This is a genomic window from Dyella lipolytica (assembly GCF_030160075.1).
GTDB classification, from domain to species: Bacteria; Pseudomonadota; Gammaproteobacteria; order Xanthomonadales; family Rhodanobacteraceae; genus Dyella_B; species Dyella_B lipolytica.
Genome location: NZ_BSNQ01000003.1, coordinates 895597 through 916486, shown reverse-complemented (window position 1 = coordinate 916486; position 20890 = coordinate 895597). Strand labels below are relative to the sequence as shown.

The following is a 20890-nucleotide window of genomic DNA, read 5'->3' as shown; positions in this document are numbered from 1 at the left end:
TTGCGATGCGCTTGGCGCTTGGTTTCGACCCAAGACGTGGGTGATCGTCTTGCTTATGGGCATCAGCTCTACTGCACTGTGCACCCCTCACCCTCCGGGCCCGTTATTTGGAGGAGTTCTCCACGCGCGAGGCCCTCATGGCGTTTACACCGAAATCCGGTTCGAGCCGCATCGCCTGATAGCGCAGGTGCATGAGCCTCACATGTGCGTTTTGCATGCGCATCTCGTGCACGGGGATCCGCACACCAGCCGTTATGCCATCGAACCACCTCAGGGTGGACGCTTTTGCGATGAACTGGTGGATGGTGAGATCGTGATCCACCCGCATTCGCCGAATGACGTGATCGCCGAGTTCCGATCGGCACGGATGGACTGGTCAGGGCGGTTTCGCCGCCACGCACCTGCCCACTGATGGCTTACCGAAAGCGCGCTAATGCGACTACCTATGCCCCCCTCTAACCACCCCCTTCCCTGCACCTAACTCCGATCCATGTCTGCTTTAAGCCTTACAGTTCAAGCAGTTGAATCCCCAGGAGTTGAGCAGCAAGTCGGGCTCATACTCAGTTACAATCAATTAACAAACTGTGCGGTATAGTTAATCTATGTCGAGAGACATCAGTCCCATCGCATAGCCGGGCCTCCCCTCCCCGCGAAGCAACGTAAAGATGGATGAACCAAAACCCGCGAGCCCCCTCGCGGGTTTTTTATTGCGCCAGTGTTGGGCTTCTGTCAGCGCTGCTATCGATGCGCTGACCGGCTTTACTTAAAAATCCTGAACCGTCGGGCGAATCACGATGTCGCTGATCACGCAAAACTTCCGGCCAATGCGATTTATACGCTCCCTGATCCCACGCACTCCCCAGTGGCCAGACTTGCCTGCACGTTCTTGCAGTGGGCGGTCGTTTTGCTGCAGCAAGCGGTGTGTGTCGGCCTGGCCCGCACACATACACTCGTATTCGAGACATCACGCAAGTTCGATGCTTGAATCCGAAACGGGGCATTATGCGCGTCACATCTACGAAGCGTCGGAAGCTCTCTGTCGTAATCGCCGCTGCCGTGACGTTCCAGGCGACCGCAGTCAGGGCTCAACACGCCGCGGACAATCCCATCTCCGCCGCTGATGACGCCTATGGATTGACTCTCGGACTGGAGTCGGTCGGCCTATATAGCCCGGGACTGGTGCGCGGATTCAATCCGCAAGCAGCCGGCAATGTGCGGATCGACGGTCTCTACTTCGATCAACAAGGTGCGTTGTCCAATCGTGTCATCGAGGATTCGACCATCAAGGTAGGTGTGAGCGAAATCGGTTATGCCTTCCCCGCACCTACCGGCATCGTGGATTACGACCTCCGCCACGCCGGAGGCGACGTGCCAAGTGCAACGATCATTGCAAATGTCGGCCCGTACGAGGCCCGCGGCGTCAGTATCGACGGTAGCCTACCCGTGATCGGTAGCGAACTCGTTCTGCCGATGGGCGTAAGCACGCAAGTCAGCACGCAGACGCCGTCTTACGGCCCCTATCCCGGATACACGTCGAATGTAACGAGCATAGGCGCGACGCCGCTATGGTCGCCGAACGACAAAATCACAGTGCGCGCGATTGTCGACTGGCAGAAAACCAGTAACGCAAAGACATTTCCGCTGTACTTCACGGCGGGTGACTTCCTGCCACCCGCCATTTCCAAAAACTACCTTGGCCAGAACTGGGCGGAAGGCCGCAATGTCACGATGAATCTGGGAGGCATCGTGTCTGCGCAGTTGACCGAGGTGTGGCGGCTAAAGGCTGGTGTTTTTCGCTCGACTAACGACTATCCCGTCAGCTTTGCGGATCAGTACACAAACATCCAGCCGAATGGCCAGTCCGAGCACCTGGTCGTGGGATATCCCGATCAGAACACGTCTTCCAACTCCGGTGAGGTGCGCCTGACGGGCGCTTTCACAGGAGGTGATTGGCGTCAGCAACTCATCTTCATGGTTCGCGGCCGGGACACCAAGGCACGCTACGGCGGCGAAGATGTTGTCGACGAGGGGCCGACCGTTATCGGCATGCTCGTCGAGTTACCGAAACCGGACTTCGTGTATTCGGCGCCCACGAATGATCGCACCGAGCTATGGAGCGTGGGCTCGGCCTATCACGTTGATTGGCGTCAACGCGCCGAATTCGAGGCGGGCATTCAGGACGAAAACTATCGTGAGACCGTCGTCGCTCCAGGCATACCCGACTCCGGTATGTCGGCGCATCTTCCTCGCGCTTACAGCAACGCAGCCTTTGCGCTCGCTCCTCAATGGACGCTCTATGCCGGATACACCCAGGGGCTCGAGAATTCCGGCGCCGCGCCCAATTCCGCCAAGAACAGCGGAGCTGTTCTTCCGGCATCCAAGACTTGGCAAATCGATTCGGGCATACGTTATGTCGTGACGCCCAAGTTCAAGATCATCGCGGGTGTCTTCGAGCTGCAGAAGCCCTACTTCAATCTGGATACGAACAACGTCGATCGGGAACTTGGCGTGCAGCGAGCCAAAGGTGTCGAGCTCTCCATTGCGGGCGAGCTGGTCAAGTACTTGCACGTCAATATCGGCGTTCTCGATGGCAAGGTCAGCATCGTGGGGCCGAACCTGACCGCAGAGAAAGTCGGTTCCGTTGCCGTTGGCCAGCCGCTTCTGACGTATGTGGCCAACGTTAACTATGACCTTCCATGGTTGCCGGCCGCATCGCTAGACGCGTCGGCTACACATTTTGGTACTGCGCCAGCAACCATCGACAACGGTGTTTATTCACCAGAGGTCACGCAGGTGAATCTCGGCGGGCGATACCAGTTCACTGCCTTCGGCAAGAAAAGCAGCCTTCGCCTGCAGATCCAAAACATTTTGGCGACCAAGAAATGGACGACCCAATACACGCCTGGTTTTTTCCAATGGCCGTCACCACGAACTGTCTTTGCTTACATCACCACCGATCTTCGGTGACGTCGACCTGCCTGTTTAGTGCTCACCCCGCACAGTAGCAACCCTGTGCATCTTCTCATCCCAACATAGCTAGGAGTTATCCATGAAAAACATAAATTCCGCAGTGTTCGCCATGTGTCTGGCTCTCGGTGCCGGCAGCGTCTTTGCCCAAGACAGCGGGATGGCCAAGGACGCAATGACCCAAACCGACAAGACTCACGATGGTATGAAGAAGAGCGCTATGGGGCACGACGCGATGATGAAGAAAGGCGCGATGTCCAAGGGCAATATGGCGAAAGATGCCATGTCCAAGGACGCCAAGAGCGGCGATGCGATGAAGGACAACATGAGCCACGACACCATGGGAAATGACAGCTCGCAGCATTAAAAGCCCCTGCTCTCGTCTGCCCATGTCATCCCGGTTGGCATGGGCAGTTTTTTGCTTTCGCCGAAAATTCAAGTCGCTTGGCGGCACGGTATCAGCGACTGCTTGACAGCTCTCCCAGACGATCCTGGATGCGCTTGCGATAACGGCGGCTCAAACGGAGGCGAGCCGTGGAATCCAGCACGACTTCGTATTCACCATTGTCCTGCAGCTCCAGTCCCCGAACCCGGTCGAGGTTGACGATGATCGAGCGGTGGATGCGCGCGAATGTTCGTGCGTCCAGATCCTGCTCGAGCTCCTGTAGCGTACGGCGCAGGATGTGCGTGTCCGCGCCCACATGGATGCAGGCGTAGTAGCTTGCCGCTTCGATCCAATCGATGTCTGCGACGTTAATGAACAAGGTCTGGCTTCGGCTCTTGACCGCGATCCTGCTGATCGAGCGGCGTTGTGTTGGCGCATAACGCGCGAGCTTTTCCTTGGCACGCGCGAGGGCGCGATGGAAGCGCGCATCGTCGAAGGGCTTCAAAAGGTAGTCCAGCGCGCCCGCCTCGAAGGCGCGTAGCGCATACGCGTCGTAGGCCGTCACGAAGATGACGGTCTCGGGCATGTCCGCACCGAGGAGCTCGAGCACGTCGAAGCCATCGCATTCGGGCATTTGTACGTCCAGGAACACGAGGTCTGGCTTAGACCGCTTGATCTCTTGGATCGCCTCCAGCCCTGATCCGCATTCGGTCACCGATGCGATATCGGGATCGTTGCGCAACAGGAGTATCAGATTCCGCCGCGCCAAGTCCTCGTCGTCGACGACCAGGACATGGATCGATGGGGACTTGTCCTCAGACGGTGCCATTCACGCCTCCAGGAACGGCAGGGTCACGACAACTTCCACGCCGCCGGTGTCGACAGGCCTCAACAGCAACTCGGATCCGTCGCCGTGCAGGATGTGCAATCGGCTGCGCAGATTGCTCAGGCCGACGCCATTGGGCACCGCCTCCAGATCCTCCCGAACCCACGGGCCGTCGTTGTAGACCGTCAGACGAAGGTTGCCATCGCAGCGCGCACCTGCGACACGGATCTCACCGCCAGCGACGCGTTTGGAGACACCGTGTTTAATGGCGTTCTCCACGAGCGGTTGCAGCAGAAGATTCGGGACCTGTGCATGCCCAAGCTCCACGGGGATGTCTAAACTCACTCGAAGGCGGTTCCCGAATCGGACCTTCTGGATGTCGATATAGCGCTGCAGGTACTCCACTTCCTCCGTCAGGGTCACTTGCGCCCGGTGAGAGTCTTCCGACGCACGACGCAGGAACTCGCTCAAGCCCACGATCATCCCGACCGCTGCATCGTTGCGTTGGTCTCGTACAAGGCCAACGATCGAATGGAGTGTGTTGAACATGAAATGCGGGTCCATCTGACTTTGTAGTGCAGCGAGCTGAGCGCGAGACAGCTCTTCATTGAGCCGCGCGGTCTCAGTCATCTGCCTGGCCATCTTTTCACGCGAGTCGACAACGTAGGTGACCGTCAGGATCAGGACGTAGACGATCACGAACGTCAGGATCTGAACGGTGAACAAGGAGGTCCACGTGTGCACGAAAGTGGGCGGCTGCGCGCGGCGCCACGGGTTGAAGGCGACCCGAAGCCACGCCGACCATGTTTCAGCGACCGTGCTGACGATGGCGAAGGCCACCAGATGTGCAATCGCCATCTTCAGAACCGCACCGTGAACGATCGGCCATCGTCGCGCCAGTTCGATAATCAACGGCGTCGCCAACACCCAGGGCAACCAGGACACGAACGAGATCACGAACGGGAAAAACCACGCGCTGTCCTCGCCCATCGCGTGCATGACGAAGATGGTCTGACTCGCATCGAACAGCGCGCCCGCACACCAGACGGCCGCGATCCAAGTCCAGCGGGTCGAGCGTGTTTCCGGGGGAGCGTCGGTCATGACCATCACGCTACACCAAAGTCATCGCGAAAATCCGACGCTGCAGCGAGCGGCCAGTCCGGTGCAGCGAAAGGATCCCCTCGCGGTTAGACCGCGTCTGTATCAGTGACTATGCATGTCCGCAGACGTTCCGTCGGACCAATTGGGGACCGCGACCAAGAACACAAGAATCGGCGGCAGCGCTGCCGTTTGGGGTTGGTCCTTTGGAGAGAAGAACCAATAGGGGCTGGACATAATCGGTGAGCCCTCTGCGCCTGAACCCCAATCCTTACCGTCTTTGACGCGGGTGTAGAACATGACATGAGGCATGTTGTGGCCCCCTTGGTCGGTCAGATACGACGATTTCGACATCATGTAATCCATCGCACCGCTTTCGAGGTCCGGCAGATGTTTATTTCCGTACGCCGCTTTGAGTGCCGACAAAACCTCCGTGTTGGAACGACCAGCCATTACCATCCTGGCGCGCAGCTCGATGATGGGCAATATCGAACGTGCAGCCTGGGGATTCATGCAATCGGCAGCCTTCACTTTCGGGTTCCAAAATTCGTCCCAATCGAATGCTGCTTCCCAGCTCCGTCCCACGAAGCAGACGAAACCGTTTTTCCCCTGGACCGCTGTCTCGTAGCCATGCCGTCCCAGAACCAGGATCGTCGCGTCGCGTGATATGGCATCGGGCGCTGCACTTCGCGCCAGGGCGATTTCAGCTTCCCGGTCCGCCATGAGGTATTGGTCGATCGGGGCCATCTTTGGATAGGGTGTCGAGACATCCTGTGCCATCGCCTGATGCGCCGAGCCGAGTCCAACAAGCAGCACGGAGCACATGATTGCGATGGCGCCCATCTTGTTTTTGCGCATAGTCTTCTCCTCAGAAAGTGTGCCGCGCGCCTGTCGCCACAGCGTACTCAGCCACCGCGCAGCATCGGTTCGCTGTTACCGCTCCGCTCAGTCCTTTGCGGGGGCCGGCATAAAGAAAATCTCTCGTACCTCGACCACTGAAGGGAACGCTTTGGCACCTTTGCGCGCCCATGCCAGCAACTCGTCCAGATCGGCGGTTTCCAGTATCGCGAGACCACCCACGTACTCCTTGGCCTCGATGTACGGACCGTCGGTGACGACCACCTCGCCGTTGGGCTGTCCCCGCAGTGTCATGGCCTTCGGGCTCAAGCCACAAGCGAACTTCCTGACGCCAGCCGCGATCATTTCCCGGTTGAGCGCGTGAATTCCTTCGATAGTCGCTTCGCTTTCGACGGACGGGTCATAGTTGTCGGGCAGGTAAGTAGAAATCAGATATTGCGGCATGCTCGTTCCCCAATATGGTCATCAGCCGGGCCAGTTGCCCCATTTTGACTATAGCGACGAACGGCGAGATCGGAATTCGACGGGTTGCCCTCAAAATTTTGGGTTCTTGAACGCGACCAGCAGTAGCCAGCCCGGACCGCCGGCGCCTTCCCACACCTGAGCCAATATCCGCGCCAGCTGCCCCTAGGCATTTTTCGGAACATGCTGCGCCACGGCTTGACACCGGTGTCAATTGCGTTACACGCTGATAACAGATCCACAGCGTGGGGAGCGCTGGACGTGGCGATTGACCATTCGGACCGAGTGGCGGGGATATCGGCGATGCCGTTTCTGGCGGCCGATATTGGCGGCACGCACGCGCGTGTTGCGCTGATGCGCGCCTCGCACGGTGGGCCCGGCGGGATCGAAACGCTCGCCTATCGGGTATTCGCCTGCGCGGCGTTCCCGATGCTGTCCGAACTATTGCAAGCCTTTGTCGATGCCGATGTGCAAGCCCCGGTGAAGCACTGCGTGCTCGCTTGTGCGGGCCAGATAGTGGGCGACGAGGTCGTGAACGACAACCTCGCCTGGCCCATCCACCTGACGCAGTTGCGTCGCTCACTGGGCTTGGACGAGGTTGCCGTACTCAACGACTTCGAGGCACTGGCATACGCGCTCGATGGCCCACTCGCCCATGGCGGCCGTCACCTTTGCGGGCCGAACACGCATTCCAGTGGCCCGACCTTAGTGATCGGACCGGGCACTGGCCTTGGCGCGGCGGCGCACATTCCCAGTCCTGCCGGCGGCGTCGTGCTGACGACCGAGGCTGGCCAGATGGATTTCGCGCCGAATTCGCTACGCGAGCGCGAGGTTCTCGCGCACTTGGCTCCGAATGGCGGCTACGTGGCGTTTGAACACATCGTGTCAGGCCCAGGCTTGCTGTCCATCTACACAGCCCTGTGCTCGCTGCATGGGGAAACGCCGAAGCTGGCGACACCCGAAGCCGTCACGACGGCAGCCGTTGCCTGCAGCGATGCACAAGCCGTGGAAGCCGTGGAAATTTTATGTGCCTCGCTGGGTAGCTTTACCGGCAATCTCGCGATGATCTTCATGGCCACAGGCGGCGTGTATCTAGCCGGCGGCTTCCTGTCTTCCATATTCGAGCTGCTCAAGCGCAGCGCTTTCGAGGAGCGATTCCTGCACGGACGCAGCGCGCGCGCGCTGCTGTCGCAAGTACCGGTATGGGTAACGGAGCACGGCCGCCACGGCGTGCAGGGTGCGGCCCAGTGGTACCTCAGGCATGGCATGTCGGGAGCGCTACGGCATGCCGTGGCAGATGGCGTGGGCGCATGAGCCATATCGCGACATCGACATTTTTCCGTTGCGTGGCCATCGCGTGCCTGGCAATCACAAGCACAGTCAATGCAGCGCCTGCCGTTCCCAAGTGGTCGCTACTGCCGCGGCCGGCAACGGCCAGCCCCGCGGGATCGGGTGCCGCCGAAATCGCGGATGGTGCCGTGGTCTCGGTGCGTGGCGCGGAACGCCAACAAGTGCAGTCCATGGCAGAGCGGTTCGTGCAACGTGTAGCCGACACCAACGGCTTGCACTTGCGCGTGGCGACGACGGGCGCCTCGCATTCCGCCATCACGTTCGATGTGAATCCGAGCGCCGATATCGCGGACGAGGCCGGCTATCGCATCACGGTGGATAACGGCGGCATCCTGGTCTCGGCGCGCACGCCGCGCGGTGCGTTTTACGGTAGCGTGACCCTCTGGCAGTTGCTGACGCCCCCCGGATGGACGCGTGGCGCACCTGTCGAAGTCGCCGATGGCGTGATCGACGATCGCCCGCGTTTCGCGTGGCGCGCACTGCTGCTCGACTCCGGACGGCACTACCAGAGCGTGGCAGACATCAAGAAGCTGATCGACTGGATGTCGCTCCACAAGCTAAACGTGTTGCTCTGGCACCTGACCGAAGATCAAGGCTGGCGTCTCGAGATCCCCAAGTATCCCGATCTCACGAAAATAGGCGCATGCCGCAAGGCGATGGGCCTCGACAGCGAATTGACCGGTTCTGCCGACCTGCCCTATTGCGGGTTTTATACGGAAGCCGAGGCGCGCGACATCGTGCGTTATGCCGCCGAGCGCTATGTGGACGTGGTACCGGAAATCGATCTTCCCGGACATTCGCAGGCAGCCATCGCCGCCTACCCGTGGCTGGGTGTCACTGGCAAACGCCCGTCTGTGTGGACCGACTGGGGCGTCAGCCCGTGGTTGCTCAAGCCCGATGAAAAGACCTTGCAATTTGTCGACGACGTGCTCGATGAGGTGATGCGGGTTTTCCCCTCACGATACATCTCCATTGGCGGCGACGAGGCCGACAAGCAGCAATGGAATGCATCGCCGGAAGTGCGCGCGCAGATGCACAAGCTAGGCCTGGCGAACATGGATCAGCTGCAGGGCTGGTTCACGAATCAGGTCGCTGCGCATCTCATCAAACACGCGCGCACGCCGGTTGGCTGGGATGACGAGCTGGTCGCCGGTGCGACGCTTCCAGCATCGGAAGTGGTGATGTCGTGGCACGGCAACGACAACGAACGCGTGGCGCTCGCTGCTATCAAGCAAGGCCACGACGTGGTCATGACACCGCAGGAATCGCTGTACTTCGACCACTATCAGTCTGCCCTGCCCGACGAATGGCCGGGGCCGCCTCCCGCAGCGACGTTGCGGCAAGCCTATGACACGGTCGTCATCCCGAACGGTGCGAGCGCGATCGAAGCCCAGCGCATCATCGGCGTGCAGGGTGGCCTCTGGACCGAGCAGATGCCTACCTTTGCGCACGATCAGCATGCGGTGTTCCCGCGCATCGCGGCGCTGTCGGAGCTTGGCTGGTCACCGTCGAGCGCGCACGACTGGAACGGCTTTCTGCAACGCATGCCGGCCGAACTGGCGCGTTACCGCGCACTCGGCATCGACTATGCCGACAGTGCGTTCGCACCCACCTTCCATGTGACGGCAACGGCCAACGGGGCGTTCCAGATCGAGCTATCCAATCAGCTGGCATTCGGGACGATTCGTTACACGACGGATGGCTCCGACCCGACCAAACAATCCGCGCCGTATGCGCAGCCGCTCACGCTACCGGGCAGCGCGACCTTGCGCGCCGCTACGTTTGCACCGGATGGCTTCGAACTCGCCGCGTCACGCACGCAGGTGCTGAATGAAACAACGTTGCTGAGCCGCGAAAGTAGCGCACTTGCAACGTGCTCCAGCCAGCCGGGCACGCGCCTGGATGGCAGCAGGCCAGCGCAGGGACCGAGGCCGGTCTACTCGGTAGATATCGGCAATACGTGCTGGCTGTGGTCGCAGGCGCCAATGGATGGCATCACGCATGTCGAGATGACAGTCGAGCGCATGACATGGCGCTTCGGCGATGAAGCGGCGGATGCCGTGGTGCACCACAAGGCCAGCGCGGCCGGCGAGTTCGAGATTCATGCCGATTCCTGCACAGGGCCGCTGCTTGCCAGCTTGCCGCTGGAAAGCGCGGTGCAGGCAAACGGGCAAATCCATCTTGATGCAAAAGTTGCCACGCCGGCGGGGGCCGGCGTTCGCAACCTGTGCGTCTTCGCTACCGGCGATCCACGCGATGGCCAGTGGGCGTTGGCGCGAATGGCGTTTTCGAAATAAGCAGTAAGCGGGATGAGGGTCCCGCGCAGTAGTACCGAGTGAAATGGCTTTGGCTTGGGAAGCCAAAGTTGGGGACATCGAGAGATTGCATCACGACGGCGTGCGCAGCAGCAGGCACCGCCGGGCTACACGCATTTTTTGGAATACCACGGAGCACCTGAGGTTCGACAGGCAACATCAACGAGGTTAAAAAGCCCATGTCCACCGTACTTCGCAAGCATCCATTGTCATTTGCCGTCACCGTGTCGCTGTTCACCGTCGTGTCGACGACGAGTGCAGCGTCGACATTCGCCGATGTCCAGGCGAACGGCCAAGCTACGCAGGCCAGCACGACGCAAACCGCACCAGCGCCGGCCGCGGCAGCGCCCGACCCCAAGAAGGGCGACGCCAAGGCCAGCGGCAAAGACGCGGATAAAAACGCGGTCACGTTAGCGACCGTGTCTGTCTCCGGCGTGCGTGCGTCGCAGATACGCGCCATCGACCTGAAACGTGATGCTCCAAACATTCAGGACAGCATCACGGCAGAAAACATCGGCGCGCTGCCCGACACCACGATCACCGACTCCCTGCAGCGCGTCACCGGTGTGCAGATCAACCGCGACGCTGGCGTGGGTACCTCGGTCGACGTGCGCGGCTTGCCGCAGGTCGGCACCATGTTGAACGGCGAAGTGTTCATCACGGCGGACCAGATCGACTCGCAGCAGCCCGACTTCACTATGTTGCCGTCCACACTGTTCCACGGCGTGGACGTGGTCAAATCGTCCACCGCCAATGAGACTGACGGCGGCATCAGCGGTGCCATCGACCTGCATACCTATCGCCCCTGGGATCTACCCAGCGGATTCACCTACAGCTATTCGGCCAATGGAGAGCGTGGGAGCACCACGAGCCATTTGGGGCCGGAGGCCAATGGCCTCATTTCGTTCAACGATAGCGGCCATTGGGGCTTGCTGATCGCCGCCGATTTCTCCAACACCACGCGAATGAACGCAACGGAGGGTCTGGACCAGTACGGCGTCGTGCTCAATGGCGAGAACGCCGCCAGCTCGGCTGGCTACAACGGCTTCCTGACTCCGTGGAACGGCGCACCCATCCCGTCGAAGATCGTGCAAAACGCCGACGGCAGCGTGGACGTCAATGGCGACGGCAAGTCGAATGGCGTCTTCATGGGCAGCCAGGACATCGGCCTCAATGACATCATCACTCAGCGGAAACGCAAATCCGGCAATGCCTCGTTCCAGATGGATCTCGGCAACGGCTTGAGCCTGACCAGCGACTACTTCTACTCGCAACAGCGCGAGTACGACCGTAACTACGGCATCCAGTTCAACTCCACCAACTGGCAAGGCGCGACCTACGTGCCGCTGCAATCGCGCGATACCGGAAGCCCTGCCCTCGGTTCCTACGGCACGCCGGAGCCAGGCTGGCAGGGCTCGCAGCTATACACCACGCAGGTGTACGAGAAGTGGCCAGGCGACGTGGAGTCGTATTCGCAGATCATCCAGAAAAGCTCGAACGCGAAGAACTTCAACCTCCAACTGGATTACGACGACGGCGGACCTTTCACAGCGAGCGTGCGCGGCATCCATGACACGGCGTTCCAGTCGAACGAAGAAACCGACGTCAACATTTCCGACTCCGACGGCGCGCTGTGGCCCAACGTGCTGATGCCCGGCGTGCCTGCCGATGCCGTGCCGCCCGGCACCTTTGTCTATCCAGCGCAGCTGGGTGGCAACCGCGTGTTCAATGCGAACGGCGTTCCCCAGAACACGATTCCGATCATCGCGAACTTCGGTGGCCATTATCTCAAGGTCAGCATGCCTGCCTCGCTGGCTGCCGATTTCGCCAACCCCAACGGTTGGACCATGAAGACACTGGAATCCTCTGGCGACTACGACCGTCAGGTGGCACTGAACGCGTTGCGCTTTGACGGAAAATACGATTTCGAGGACGGCTTCAAGCTCGAATTCGGCTTGCGCAACAGCATCCGCAGCGCCGACAACAACGGCTGGACGTTGGAAACACCGGTTTATGCAGGTATGGGGGCCAGCGACCCGAATGGATGCCTGGTGCGCTATGTCGGTGCCGACGTCGTCTTGAATAGTGGTTCCTGCACCGCGGGCAACGCGTTGGGCTACTACCGCGCAGGGCCTCTATCTGCGATATCGATGCCCAATACCGCGGCACCGCTTTCGGGCAACTTCAAGCAGTACAACAACCTGCTTGGTTCGGGCATCAACTTCTGGGCGATTGATCCTAACGCCATGGTCAATCCCATTTCGTACTGGAAGTCGCTCTACCCCGACACCACCGAGGTGGCTGAGCCAGGAACGACCTGGGCCGTGCGACTGAAGGAGTTGACGGGCTATGTGCAAGGCGACTTCAACGGCTCTATCGGCGACATGCCTTACAGCGGCAATGTAGGCGTGCGCATGATCCACACCAATTTGGACGTCACCCAGTTTTTGAGTGGCGCTCCGGGTGCGTATGGCGACGAACCGGTGGAAGCCGGCACTTCCCTTACCAAGCGCAGTTATCAAGACGTGCTGCCTTCGGCCAACTTCTCGTTGGATCTCACCGACAGCCTGAAGTTTCGGCTGGCCGCTTCCAAGAACATGATGCCGCTGGATCTCAGCACCTGGGCCGGCGGTTTGCAGTTGAACTACTCATTGGCGGAGACACCCCAGGGACCGATCTTCCGTGTCGCGAACGGCACATCGACCGGCAATCCGAATCTCAACCCATGGCGCTCCACCAACTATGGCGCATCGCTGGAGTACTACATCAATCCCACCAGCATGCTCAGCCTCGCACTGTTCCGCATCAACGTGCAAAGCTTCATCAAGAACGGCAGCGTGACCAACTGCACCCTGCCGGACGAGGACGGTGTGGTTCGCGATCATTGCATCGTCATCACCGAACCGGTACAGGGCACCGGCAACAGCATTCAGGGCGCGGAGTTCGATTACCGCCAAGGCTTCACGTTCCTGCCAAGCTTCCTGTCCAAGACCGGCATGGAGGTCAACGCCACGTATGCACCGAGCAACTCGGGCGAAAGGGATCTGTCCGGCAGCAAGATTCCATTCCAGGACAACTCCACCGAGTCCGGCAACTTCATCCTGTGGTATCAGGACGATCACTTCCAGGCGCGCCTCGCGTACAACTACCGTTCGCGGCGAGCGGTGATGGACAGCGTGGGCGGCATCACGGGCATGGAGATGTACGAAGCGCCGCAGAAGTACCTCGATGCGTCGATCTCTTACAAGTTCAACAAATACGCCGAAGTGTTCCTGGACGGCACCAACCTTACCAACGAGTACCAGCGTTACTACCTCGTGTGGCCCGACCAGCCTGCGCACTCGACGTTCTCCGAGCGCATGTTCATGCTGGGCGTACGTGGGCAGTGGTAGCTGGATCGCTTGGTGGGAACTTCGAATAACTATCCTACTCGTCATCCCGGCGAACGCCGGGATCCAGTGCCTTACGCTTCAATGTGTTAAAGACGCTGGGCCCCGGCTTTCGCCGGGGCGACGATGAAGTACGGGGCAACACGATCATTCTTCTGGGCAACTCCATCGCGCCCGTTCGCAACCCATCACGACAAGGCAAGCATGCAGGACTCCAGCGCGCCACAGCACGTTCGCGATAACGCCTTCCATCGTTCCATCGGCCTGTTCTCGGGAACCGCGATCAATATGACCCAGATGTGCGGCATCGGGCCGTTCATCACTATCCCCATCATGGTCGCTGCGATGGGCGGTCCGCAGGCGGTCGTCGGCTGGATCGCCGGCGCCATCTTGGCCATGGCCGACGGCCTGGTGTGGGCCGAACTCGGTGCTGCCATGCCGGGTTCCGGGGGAACCTATGTCTACCTGCGCGAAGCGTTCCAGTACCGCACCGGAAAACTGATGCCGTTCCTTTTCATCTGGACGATGCTGCTGGCGATTCCCTTGCTGATGTCCACGGGCATCATCGGCATGGCGGAGTATCTGGGGTTCTTCTTCCCCAACCTGGGCTGGTGGCCGGTGCATCTCATAAGCCTGGCGGCGACCGCCATCGTCACCTGGCTGCTGTACCGCCGCATCGAATCGGTTCGCGCGATCACGATCGCGCTGTGGGTCATCATGCTGGTCTCCGTCGTCGGCGTGACGGCGGCAGGCTTCTCACACTTCCATGCGGGCTTCGCTTTTGCATATCCGGCCGGCGCATTTGGCAGCCACTTTTTCATGGGGCTTGGCGCGGGACTGATCATCGGTATTTACGACTATCTCGGCTACAACACGACTGCCTACATCGGCGACGAGCTGCGCAATCCAGGCCGGACGATGCCTGGCTCCATCATCGTCTCCGTGATCGCGATGATGTTTGTCTACCTCCTCCTCAACATCAGCGTGCTTGGCGTGGCGCCGTGGCAGGACATTGCCCAGTCCAAATCTGTGGCTTCGCTGGTGGTGGAACGTAGTTGGGGCCATCTGGCCGCCGCCATCATGACCGTCCTCATCATCGTGACCGCGTTCGCCTCGGTGTTCACCGGCCTGCTGGGTGGCTCGCGCGTGCCATTCCAGGCAGCGCACGACAAAGTGTTCCTATCCGTGTTCGGACGCCTGCACGCGAAGCACGGCTTCCCGCATGTGGCGTTGCTCACGATGGGTGTCGTGACGGCCATCGGCACGTTCTTTGACCTGACCGAAGTCATCAACATGCTGCTGGCTGCGACCATCATTGTGCAGTCCATCGCGCAGATCGCCGCGTTGGTCGTGTTGCGCAAGCGTCAGCCGAATCTTGAGCGCCCGTACAAGCAATGGCTTTACCCCGTGCCGTGCGTGATCGCGCTGCTGGGGTGGATCTACGTGTATGTGTCTGCTTCCACGTTGTCGCTGATCCTGTCCGGTATATGGATCGTCGCTGGCCTCGTGGTATTTGCGACGTGGGCCAAGCTCAATCAGTCCTGGCCGTTCGCACCCGTTGACATACGCGAAACCTATCTTGAGAAACATTGACGCCATGCAAACTCCAGCCAAGCACGCGCTTCGGATAATGGCCGCGATAGCAGTATTGGCCGCGCCGCCCGCTCACACTCAAACGACCTACGCGCCCACCCAGGTCAGCGTCGACGCCGGTTCCATCACCGCGATCGATCATTGGCAAATTCAAGACAGCGCGAAGGCGCAACAAAGTGGCGCCGACATCTCCTCGACGGGCTTCTCCACCGAGGACTGGTACCCGGTGAGTGGTCGAGCGACCGTCATGGCCGGGCTGTTGGAAAACGGTACGTACAAGAACGACGTGTTCTACAGCGACAACCTGCGTGCGGTGCAGGTGCCGGACTCCAGCGGCAACCTCTTCGTGACGCCTTGGTGGTACCGCGCCGAATTCACGCTGCCGAAGGATCTGGCAGGACGGCATACCCTGCTGCGCACCAACGGCATGATCGCGAGCGCCGACATGTGGATAAACGGGCACCTGGTCGCCGACCATGCCGACGTCGCCGGTGCCTATCCCGTGCACGAGTTCGACGTGACGCGCTGGATACATGCGGGCGCCAACGTCCTCGCCATGCGCGTGCATCCGGCCGATCCAAGACAGAGCTTGTCCATGGGCTGGGTGGATTGGAACCCCACGCCCCCCGACAACAACATGGGCCCGTGGCGCGGCGTGGACATCGTGCAGACCGGACCCGTCGAGTTGAACTTCCCACAGGTTCTTTCGACGCTGTCGCTGCCCGGTCTCGCGCGCGCCACGCTGGACGTCAAGGTGACCGCGAAGAATCTCGACGCGGTGGCGCATGACGTGACGATCAACGGCACCGTAGCCGGCGTTGCCGTGCAACAGACCGTTCACCTCGCGCCCGGACAAACGCAAGTCGTTTCGTTCTCATCCAAGACAACCCCTGCCCTCGCACTCGATCACCCGAAGATCTGGTGGCCAGTCGGCATGGGCGAACATCCGCTATACCAACTCGAGATGACCGCTGCGGTCGATGGCGCAACCTCCGACCGGACCACGTCGACGTTCGGTATACGCAGTGTCAGTTCGAGCCTAACGAAGCAAGGCTATCGCCAGTTCTTCATCAACGGGAAACCCGTGCTGATCCGCGGCGGCGGCTGGGCGCCGGACATGTTCCTGCGCGATGACCCCGCTCGCATGGAGGCCGAATTCAGCTACGTCCTCAATCTCGGCCTCAATGCCATCCGCAGCGAAGGCAAGCTGGAGAATCAGCGTTTCTACGACCTCGCCGACCGCAACGGCGTTCTGATACTGGCGGGCTGGGAATGCTGCGACAAATGGGAGTCGGCCGCCAAGACCGGCGGTGCGCCCTGGAATGCCGCCGACATGAAAGTGGCCGAAGACTCCATGGCCAGCGAGGCGCGTTTGCTGCGCAACCATCCTTCCGTGATCGGTTTCCTTATCGGCAGCGATAACCCACCTCCTCCAGCCATCGCGAAAATGTACGTCGACGCGTTGCGTGCTGCCGACTGGCCGTTGCCGATCATCTCGGCCGCCGTCGCCAAGGGCACGGCCGAAGCCGGCCCTTCCGGCATGAAGATGGACGGCCCTTATGACTGGATACCGCCGTCGTATTGGTACGCCGACAAGCTGGGTGGTGCATTCGGCTTCGACTCGGAGGTCAGCGCTGGCGCGGATATTCCACGCATCGAAGATGTGCAGCGCATGCTGTCGCCACAGGAGCAGGAAGCACTGTGGAAATACCCGGAGGCGAGGCAATACCACGCATCCGCGGACTGGTCGACATTCGCCGTACTGACGCCGTTCGACAAGGCGCTGGCTCAGCGCTACGGCGCACCCACGAGTCTTGCCGATTACGTCGCCAAGGCACAACTCGACAACTACGACAACGTTCGCGCACAGTTCGAAGCATTCAACGCACACATGGATGCCGACAAGCCGGCGACCGGCGTGATCTACTGGATGCTCAACAACGCGTGGCCCTCGTTGCACTGGCACCTCTACGACTACTTCATGAATCCTGCCGGCGCCTATTTCGGCGCCAAGAAAGCTAACGAGCTGGTGCACATCCAGTATTCATACGACTCGAACGACATCGTGCTGGTGAACCACACGCTTGACGATGTTCATGGCCTGCAAGCAAACATCCGCGTGCGCAATCTGGACGGTAGCGTGCGTTACGAAAAACGCCTGCAGAACATCGACCTTGCGGGAAACCACACACGGCCATTGGCAACACTGCCGGCCATCGCCGGCCTGTCGCGCGCGTACTTCATCGAGCTCGACCTCGCCTCTTCCGACGGCAAGCCAGTTAGCCGCAACGTTTACTGGCTCTCCACTCGGGCGGACGTGCTCGACTGGGCCCATTCGAACTGGTACCTCACCCCGCTGACGCAGTACGCGGACCTGACCGCGCTGCGATCCCTACCGGCCGCGACAAGCGAGATCCGCGCAACAACGCGGCGCGAGGGAAACGATGACGTCACTACGGTCACGTTGTCGGTGCCGGCATCGTCCAAGGCCGTGGCGCTGTTCCAGCACGTGTCGATCAGGCGCGGTGCGCACGGCAACCTTGCGCTGCCGATACGGTGGAATGACAATGACGTCACGCTTTGGCCCGGTGAGTCGATTGTTTTGACCGCGCGATACGCATCGCAGGGAACGGCCGTACCTGTGGTCGAAGTGAGTGGGTGGAACGTTCCGGCCCAAAGCGTTCCGGCTGCCACCACGCAGGGAACCGATCATTGAAGACGCAAAGGCTTCCATGTCACGCGTGACCATCAACGATGTCGCTCGTGCGTCGGACACTTCGAAAAAGACCGTATCGCGCGTGCTCAACAACGAGCCGAACGTGCGCGACTCGGTGCGGGAACGCGTGCTTTCGGCCGTGGCAGAACTCAACTACCGGCCGCTCACCTCAGCGCGCAGCCTGGCGACGAACCGATCCTTCATGATCGGCTTGCTCTACGACAACTTGTCGCCGAGCTACATCATGGAAGTCCAAGCAGGCGTGCTGGAGGCGTGCGAGGCGAGGCAATACAGCATGATGGTGCAGCCTTTGGTCTCGACGGCGCCGGACTTCGTCGAGCGTGTCGAGAGCATCCTCTCGCGGCACCAGCCCGATGGGCTGATCCTTACGCCCCCCATCACCGACCATCCGGAACTGCTCAAGCACCTGCGCAAGAGCGACCTTCCGTTTGCCTCGATCGCCCCGCGCCAACCCAAGGGCTGCATCGGCGTGATGCTACGCGAGCGCGAAGCCGCCGCGGCCATGGTGGAGCACCTTGCATCGCTGGGCCACCGCCGTATCGCCCACATCATTGGTGATCCCAAGCACGGTGCAGGCATCTGGCGCCTCGCCGGTTACCGCGACGGCCTGAAGCGCGTGGGGTTGAAGGAAAACCCTGCGTACATGGTGCAGGGCCGTTTTTCTTTCGAGTCTGGCGTGGCTGCAGCGCGGCGGCTGCTCGCGCTAAAGCAACGGCCAACCGCCATTTTCGCGGCCGATGACGACATGGCCGTCGGCGCGATCTGGGCAGCCGCGGAGGCTGGTGTCTCGGTTCCCCGCGACATGTCCATCTGCGGCTTCGACGACACCACGATCGCGACACAAGTGTGGCCATTGCTGACCACCGTCCACCAGCCCGTGCGCGAAATGGGCAAGCGCGCCACCGAGGAGCTGCTACTTCGCGTGCTGGGCAAGGGAGAAGCCAGCATGGTCGAAGTCGGCTACGAAATGCGTATGCGCGCATCGACGGCACCTGCGCCCTGAACCAGGCGCTATCTTGCAGCTCACGCCACCGATCTAGAGGAGATTGCCACATGCCTGCCACGCCAGACGCCAGCAACCCGCCACGGAAGTTCCATTTCATTTCCGGGCTGCCGCGCGCCGGCACCACACTGCTGGCCGCCATCCTCAACCAGAATCCGCGCTTCCACGGAGGCATGACCAGCCCGCTTGCAGACATCATGGGCGTAGTGATGGCGGAAGCGAGCAGCAAGAACGATTTTTCGTTCGATGTCTCCGACGAGCAGCGCGTCGCACTATTGCGCGGGTTGGTCGAAAACTTCTACTCGGTTCAGGCTGACGCCAACGTGGTGTTCGACACCAGTCGGCTGTGGTGCAGCCGGATGCAGTTGCTCAACACGCTGTTCCCTGGAGTGAAGGTCATCGCGTGTGTGCGCCAGTTGGCATGGGTGCTGGACAGCATGGAGCGATTGGTGCGTAGGCAACCGGTCAGCGTCAGCAAAGTGTTCCGCTTCGACACCAACACCACGGTGTACTCGCGCATTGAGGCGTTGACTGATCCACGGGGCATGGTGGGCTTCGCCTACCAGGCCACCAAGGAGGCATTTTACGGCCCGCATGCACAAAACCACCTGCTGATGCTGACCTACGAAAGCCTGGTGAGCGATCCGGCCGCAGCCATGCGCGCGGTCTACCAATTCCTCGACGAGCCTTCGTTCGAGCACGACTTCGACCACATCGAATACAACGCCGACGAGTTCGACGCCCGTGTCGGCATGCCGGGTCTGCATTCCGTTCGGCCGAAGGTCGAGTCGATCGAACGCCAACCCATCCTGCCACGCGAGATCTTCGGACGATTCGCGAACGAAGCGTTCTGGATGGATCCCAAGAACAACGTCAATCAAGTACGCATCGTGTAAAAGCTAGTCATCGCTACAAAGGACAAAGGCCGCTTGCGCGGCCTTTGTCGTATCTGCGAGAGGTCAGTGCACGCAATAGCGGGCGTCAAGGCGCCCAGAGCACGGCGCTATCGGATCTGCAACCAGTAGACATGAAGGCCTTGCTCGCGATCCTCTTCGCGGTTGCTTTCGCGCCCATCGACAGCCACGCCCCACAGCGTGCGAATGCTGTCGCCCAGGTGCTTGTCCAGGCGCACGTGCTCGCCCTTCGCGATGGGAAAATTCGTCAACACCACAACGGACTGGTCGCGCTCCCAAACCAGCCTGGCAGATCGGCCCACCGTGGCGCTCCAGCCCAGATACACCTCGACATCTTGCGGTGTGTGGCCACCGCGATTGTCCAGACTCCAGTTCTCGCTTCTGCGCAATAGGGACTCGAGCTTTGGATCGCTCCAGTCGACGCGGATGTTGGTCACCTTGGTACGCGGTTTGTGGTTCATGAAAGCGTCCTGGTATGCGGACCGTTCCATGGTACGACCGCCAGCCAAGGCGGTGTTGTAAACATATTGCACCCAACGCGTGAAGGAATGGTCGAAACATCACGAAATGTGAACTTTCCGTAATGCACGACTTGCTCATCCACAGCGAACAGTCGCAGCTGGCGTGAGCTTCTGTCTGCCGCGTTGAGTTCCAAACGCGGATGGATCACGATCTCGGTGATCGCCAAAGAAAAAAGCCCGTTCGCACGAGGAGTTACCGATGATCTTCGCCGTGTTCCTTGTCGCCCCCAATGACGTGAGAACCGAGCACGTCGAGGAAGCCCCCGAGTTGCTTGAGCGTGATGGGCGCTTGTTTTCATTGCGCGGCGGCCCCCGTCAACCGCAGTCGACGGACCGTGTATGGGACCCGGTGGCTGTCTATGCCCCCGACGAACTGACCGAAGAAGAGTTCCAGGCACTCTTCGAGCTCAATAAAAAGCGCGTACCGGAGCTGAACTTGAAGTACTGACCGGCAGCACGGTGCCAGTTCCGC

The 20890-nt window shown here is 60.5% G+C and carries 16 protein-coding genes; 11 read left to right on the top strand and 5 right to left on the bottom strand.

Annotated elements, in window-relative coordinates:
* Positions 1-202: 202 nt before the first annotated feature.
* The 3 genes from QQL64_RS05500 (at position 203) to QQL64_RS05490 (ending at position 3334) form a co-directional block, all read left to right on the top strand.
* On the top strand, positions 203-412 hold the full coding sequence (locus QQL64_RS05500) for a hypothetical protein (RefSeq protein ID WP_284396719.1): 210 nt from the start codon (positions 203-205) through the stop codon (positions 410-412).
* Positions 413-1002: 590 nt separating this feature from the next.
* Complete coding sequence (locus tag QQL64_RS05495) at positions 1003-2967, top strand: TonB-dependent receptor (RefSeq protein WP_284396716.1); 1965 nt, start codon at positions 1003-1005, stop codon at positions 2965-2967.
* Between the two features lie 82 nt (positions 2968-3049).
* Positions 3050-3334 carry a pentapeptide MXKDX repeat protein gene (locus tag QQL64_RS05490; protein ID WP_284396714.1) on the top strand — a complete coding sequence of 95 codons (285 nt, stop codon included), beginning with the start codon at positions 3050-3052 and terminating at the stop codon, positions 3332-3334.
* Positions 3335-3425: 91 nt separating this feature from the next.
* On the opposite strand, the gene QQL64_RS05485 is transcribed toward QQL64_RS05490, so the two are convergent.
* The 4 genes from QQL64_RS05485 to QQL64_RS05470 all read right to left on the bottom strand — a co-directional run bounded on the left by QQL64_RS05485 (position 3426) and on the right by QQL64_RS05470 (position 6578).
* Entirely contained in the window at positions 3426-4181 is a 756-nt protein-coding gene (locus tag QQL64_RS05485) for a LytR/AlgR family response regulator transcription factor (protein WP_284396709.1), read from the bottom strand.
* On the bottom strand, positions 4182-5279 hold the full coding sequence (locus QQL64_RS05480; RefSeq protein ID WP_284396704.1) for a sensor histidine kinase: 1098 nt from the start codon (positions 5277-5279) through the stop codon (positions 4182-4184).
* A 102-nt stretch (positions 5280-5381) separates the two neighbouring features.
* The gene (locus tag QQL64_RS05475; RefSeq protein WP_284396702.1) at positions 5382-6134 is read right to left on the bottom strand and encodes a hypothetical protein; all 753 of its coding nucleotides are present in this window, start codon (positions 6132-6134) and stop codon (positions 5382-5384) included.
* An 87-nt stretch (positions 6135-6221) separates the two neighbouring features.
* Complete coding sequence (locus tag QQL64_RS05470; RefSeq protein WP_284396700.1) at positions 6222-6578, bottom strand: YciI family protein; 357 nt, start codon at positions 6576-6578, stop codon at positions 6222-6224.
* Between the two features lie 279 nt (positions 6579-6857).
* Here QQL64_RS05470 and QQL64_RS05465 point away from each other — a divergent pair, with 279 nt between their 5' ends.
* The 7 genes from QQL64_RS05465 to QQL64_RS05435 all read left to right on the top strand — a co-directional run bounded on the left by QQL64_RS05465 (position 6858) and on the right by QQL64_RS05435 (position 19879).
* A complete protein-coding gene (locus QQL64_RS05465; RefSeq protein WP_284396698.1) occupies positions 6858-7910 on the top strand; it encodes a glucokinase in 1053 nt (350 codons plus the stop codon).
* Positions 7907-10243 (top strand): beta-N-acetylhexosaminidase, encoded by a 2337-nt coding sequence (locus QQL64_RS05460; RefSeq protein ID WP_284396697.1) that lies wholly within the window; start codon positions 7907-7909, stop codon positions 10241-10243. The genes QQL64_RS05465 and QQL64_RS05460 overlap by 4 nt, the downstream gene beginning before the upstream one ends.
* Before the next feature lie 197 nt (positions 10244-10440).
* Positions 10441-13653, top strand: a complete 3213-nt coding sequence (locus QQL64_RS05455; RefSeq protein ID WP_284396695.1) for a TonB-dependent receptor — start codon at positions 10441-10443, stop codon at positions 13651-13653.
* 201 nt (positions 13654-13854) lie between these two features.
* Positions 13855-15243, top strand: coding sequence for an APC family permease (locus QQL64_RS05450; RefSeq protein ID WP_284396692.1), 1389 nt, complete (start codon positions 13855-13857; stop codon positions 15241-15243).
* A gap of 37 nt (positions 15244-15280) precedes the next feature.
* Entirely contained in the window at positions 15281-17959 is a 2679-nt protein-coding gene (locus tag QQL64_RS05445) for a glycosyl hydrolase 2 galactose-binding domain-containing protein (protein ID WP_284396689.1), read from the top strand.
* 16 nt (positions 17960-17975) lie between these two features.
* On the top strand, positions 17976-18983 hold the full coding sequence (locus QQL64_RS05440) for a LacI family DNA-binding transcriptional regulator (RefSeq protein ID WP_284396686.1): 1008 nt from the start codon (positions 17976-17978) through the stop codon (positions 18981-18983).
* Positions 18984-19033: 50 nt separating this feature from the next.
* A complete protein-coding gene (locus QQL64_RS05435) occupies positions 19034-19879 on the top strand; it encodes a sulfotransferase family protein (RefSeq protein ID WP_284396684.1) in 846 nt (281 codons plus the stop codon).
* Positions 19880-19986: 107 nt separating this feature from the next.
* On the opposite strand, the gene QQL64_RS05430 is transcribed toward QQL64_RS05435, so the two are convergent.
* The gene (locus QQL64_RS05430; RefSeq protein WP_284396682.1) at positions 19987-20358 is read right to left on the bottom strand and encodes a hypothetical protein; all 372 of its coding nucleotides are present in this window, start codon (positions 20356-20358) and stop codon (positions 19987-19989) included.
* Positions 20359-20617: 259 nt separating this feature from the next.
* Here QQL64_RS05430 and QQL64_RS05425 point away from each other — a divergent pair, with 259 nt between their 5' ends.
* On the top strand, positions 20618-20866 hold the full coding sequence (locus QQL64_RS05425; protein WP_284396680.1) for a hypothetical protein: 249 nt from the start codon (positions 20618-20620) through the stop codon (positions 20864-20866).
* The last annotated feature ends 24 nt before the right edge of the window (positions 20867-20890 follow it).

Coding starts and splice junctions, on each gene's coding strand:
- QQL64_RS05500 (WP_284396719.1), top strand. CDS start 203: ATGTGCGTTTTGCATGCGCATCTCGTGCACGGGGATCCGCACACCAGC.
- QQL64_RS05495 (WP_284396716.1), top strand. CDS start 1,003: ATGCGCGTCACATCTACGAAGCGTCGGAAGCTCTCTGTCGTAATCGCC.
- QQL64_RS05490 (WP_284396714.1), top strand. CDS start 3,050: ATGAAAAACATAAATTCCGCAGTGTTCGCCATGTGTCTGGCTCTCGGT.
- QQL64_RS05485 (WP_284396709.1), bottom strand. CDS start 4,181: ATGGCACCGTCTGAGGACAAGTCCCCATCGATCCATGTCCTGGTCGTC.
- QQL64_RS05480 (WP_284396704.1), bottom strand. CDS start 5,279: ATGACCGACGCTCCCCCGGAAACACGCTCGACCCGCTGGACTTGGATC.
- QQL64_RS05475 (WP_284396702.1), bottom strand. CDS start 6,134: ATGCGCAAAAACAAGATGGGCGCCATCGCAATCATGTGCTCCGTGCTG.
- QQL64_RS05470 (WP_284396700.1), bottom strand. CDS start 6,578: ATGCCGCAATATCTGATTTCTACTTACCTGCCCGACAACTATGACCCG.
- QQL64_RS05460 (WP_284396697.1), top strand. CDS start 7,907: ATGAGCCATATCGCGACATCGACATTTTTCCGTTGCGTGGCCATCGCG.
- QQL64_RS05455 (WP_284396695.1), top strand. CDS start 10,441: ATGTCCACCGTACTTCGCAAGCATCCATTGTCATTTGCCGTCACCGTG.
- QQL64_RS05450 (WP_284396692.1), top strand. CDS start 13,855: ATGCAGGACTCCAGCGCGCCACAGCACGTTCGCGATAACGCCTTCCAT.
- QQL64_RS05445 (WP_284396689.1), top strand. CDS start 15,281: ATGGCCGCGATAGCAGTATTGGCCGCGCCGCCCGCTCACACTCAAACG.
- QQL64_RS05440 (WP_284396686.1), top strand. CDS start 17,976: ATGTCACGCGTGACCATCAACGATGTCGCTCGTGCGTCGGACACTTCG.
- QQL64_RS05435 (WP_284396684.1), top strand. CDS start 19,034: ATGCCTGCCACGCCAGACGCCAGCAACCCGCCACGGAAGTTCCATTTC.
- QQL64_RS05430 (WP_284396682.1), bottom strand. CDS start 20,358: ATGAACCACAAACCGCGTACCAAGGTGACCAACATCCGCGTCGACTGG.
- QQL64_RS05425 (WP_284396680.1), top strand. CDS start 20,618: ATGATCTTCGCCGTGTTCCTTGTCGCCCCCAATGACGTGAGAACCGAG.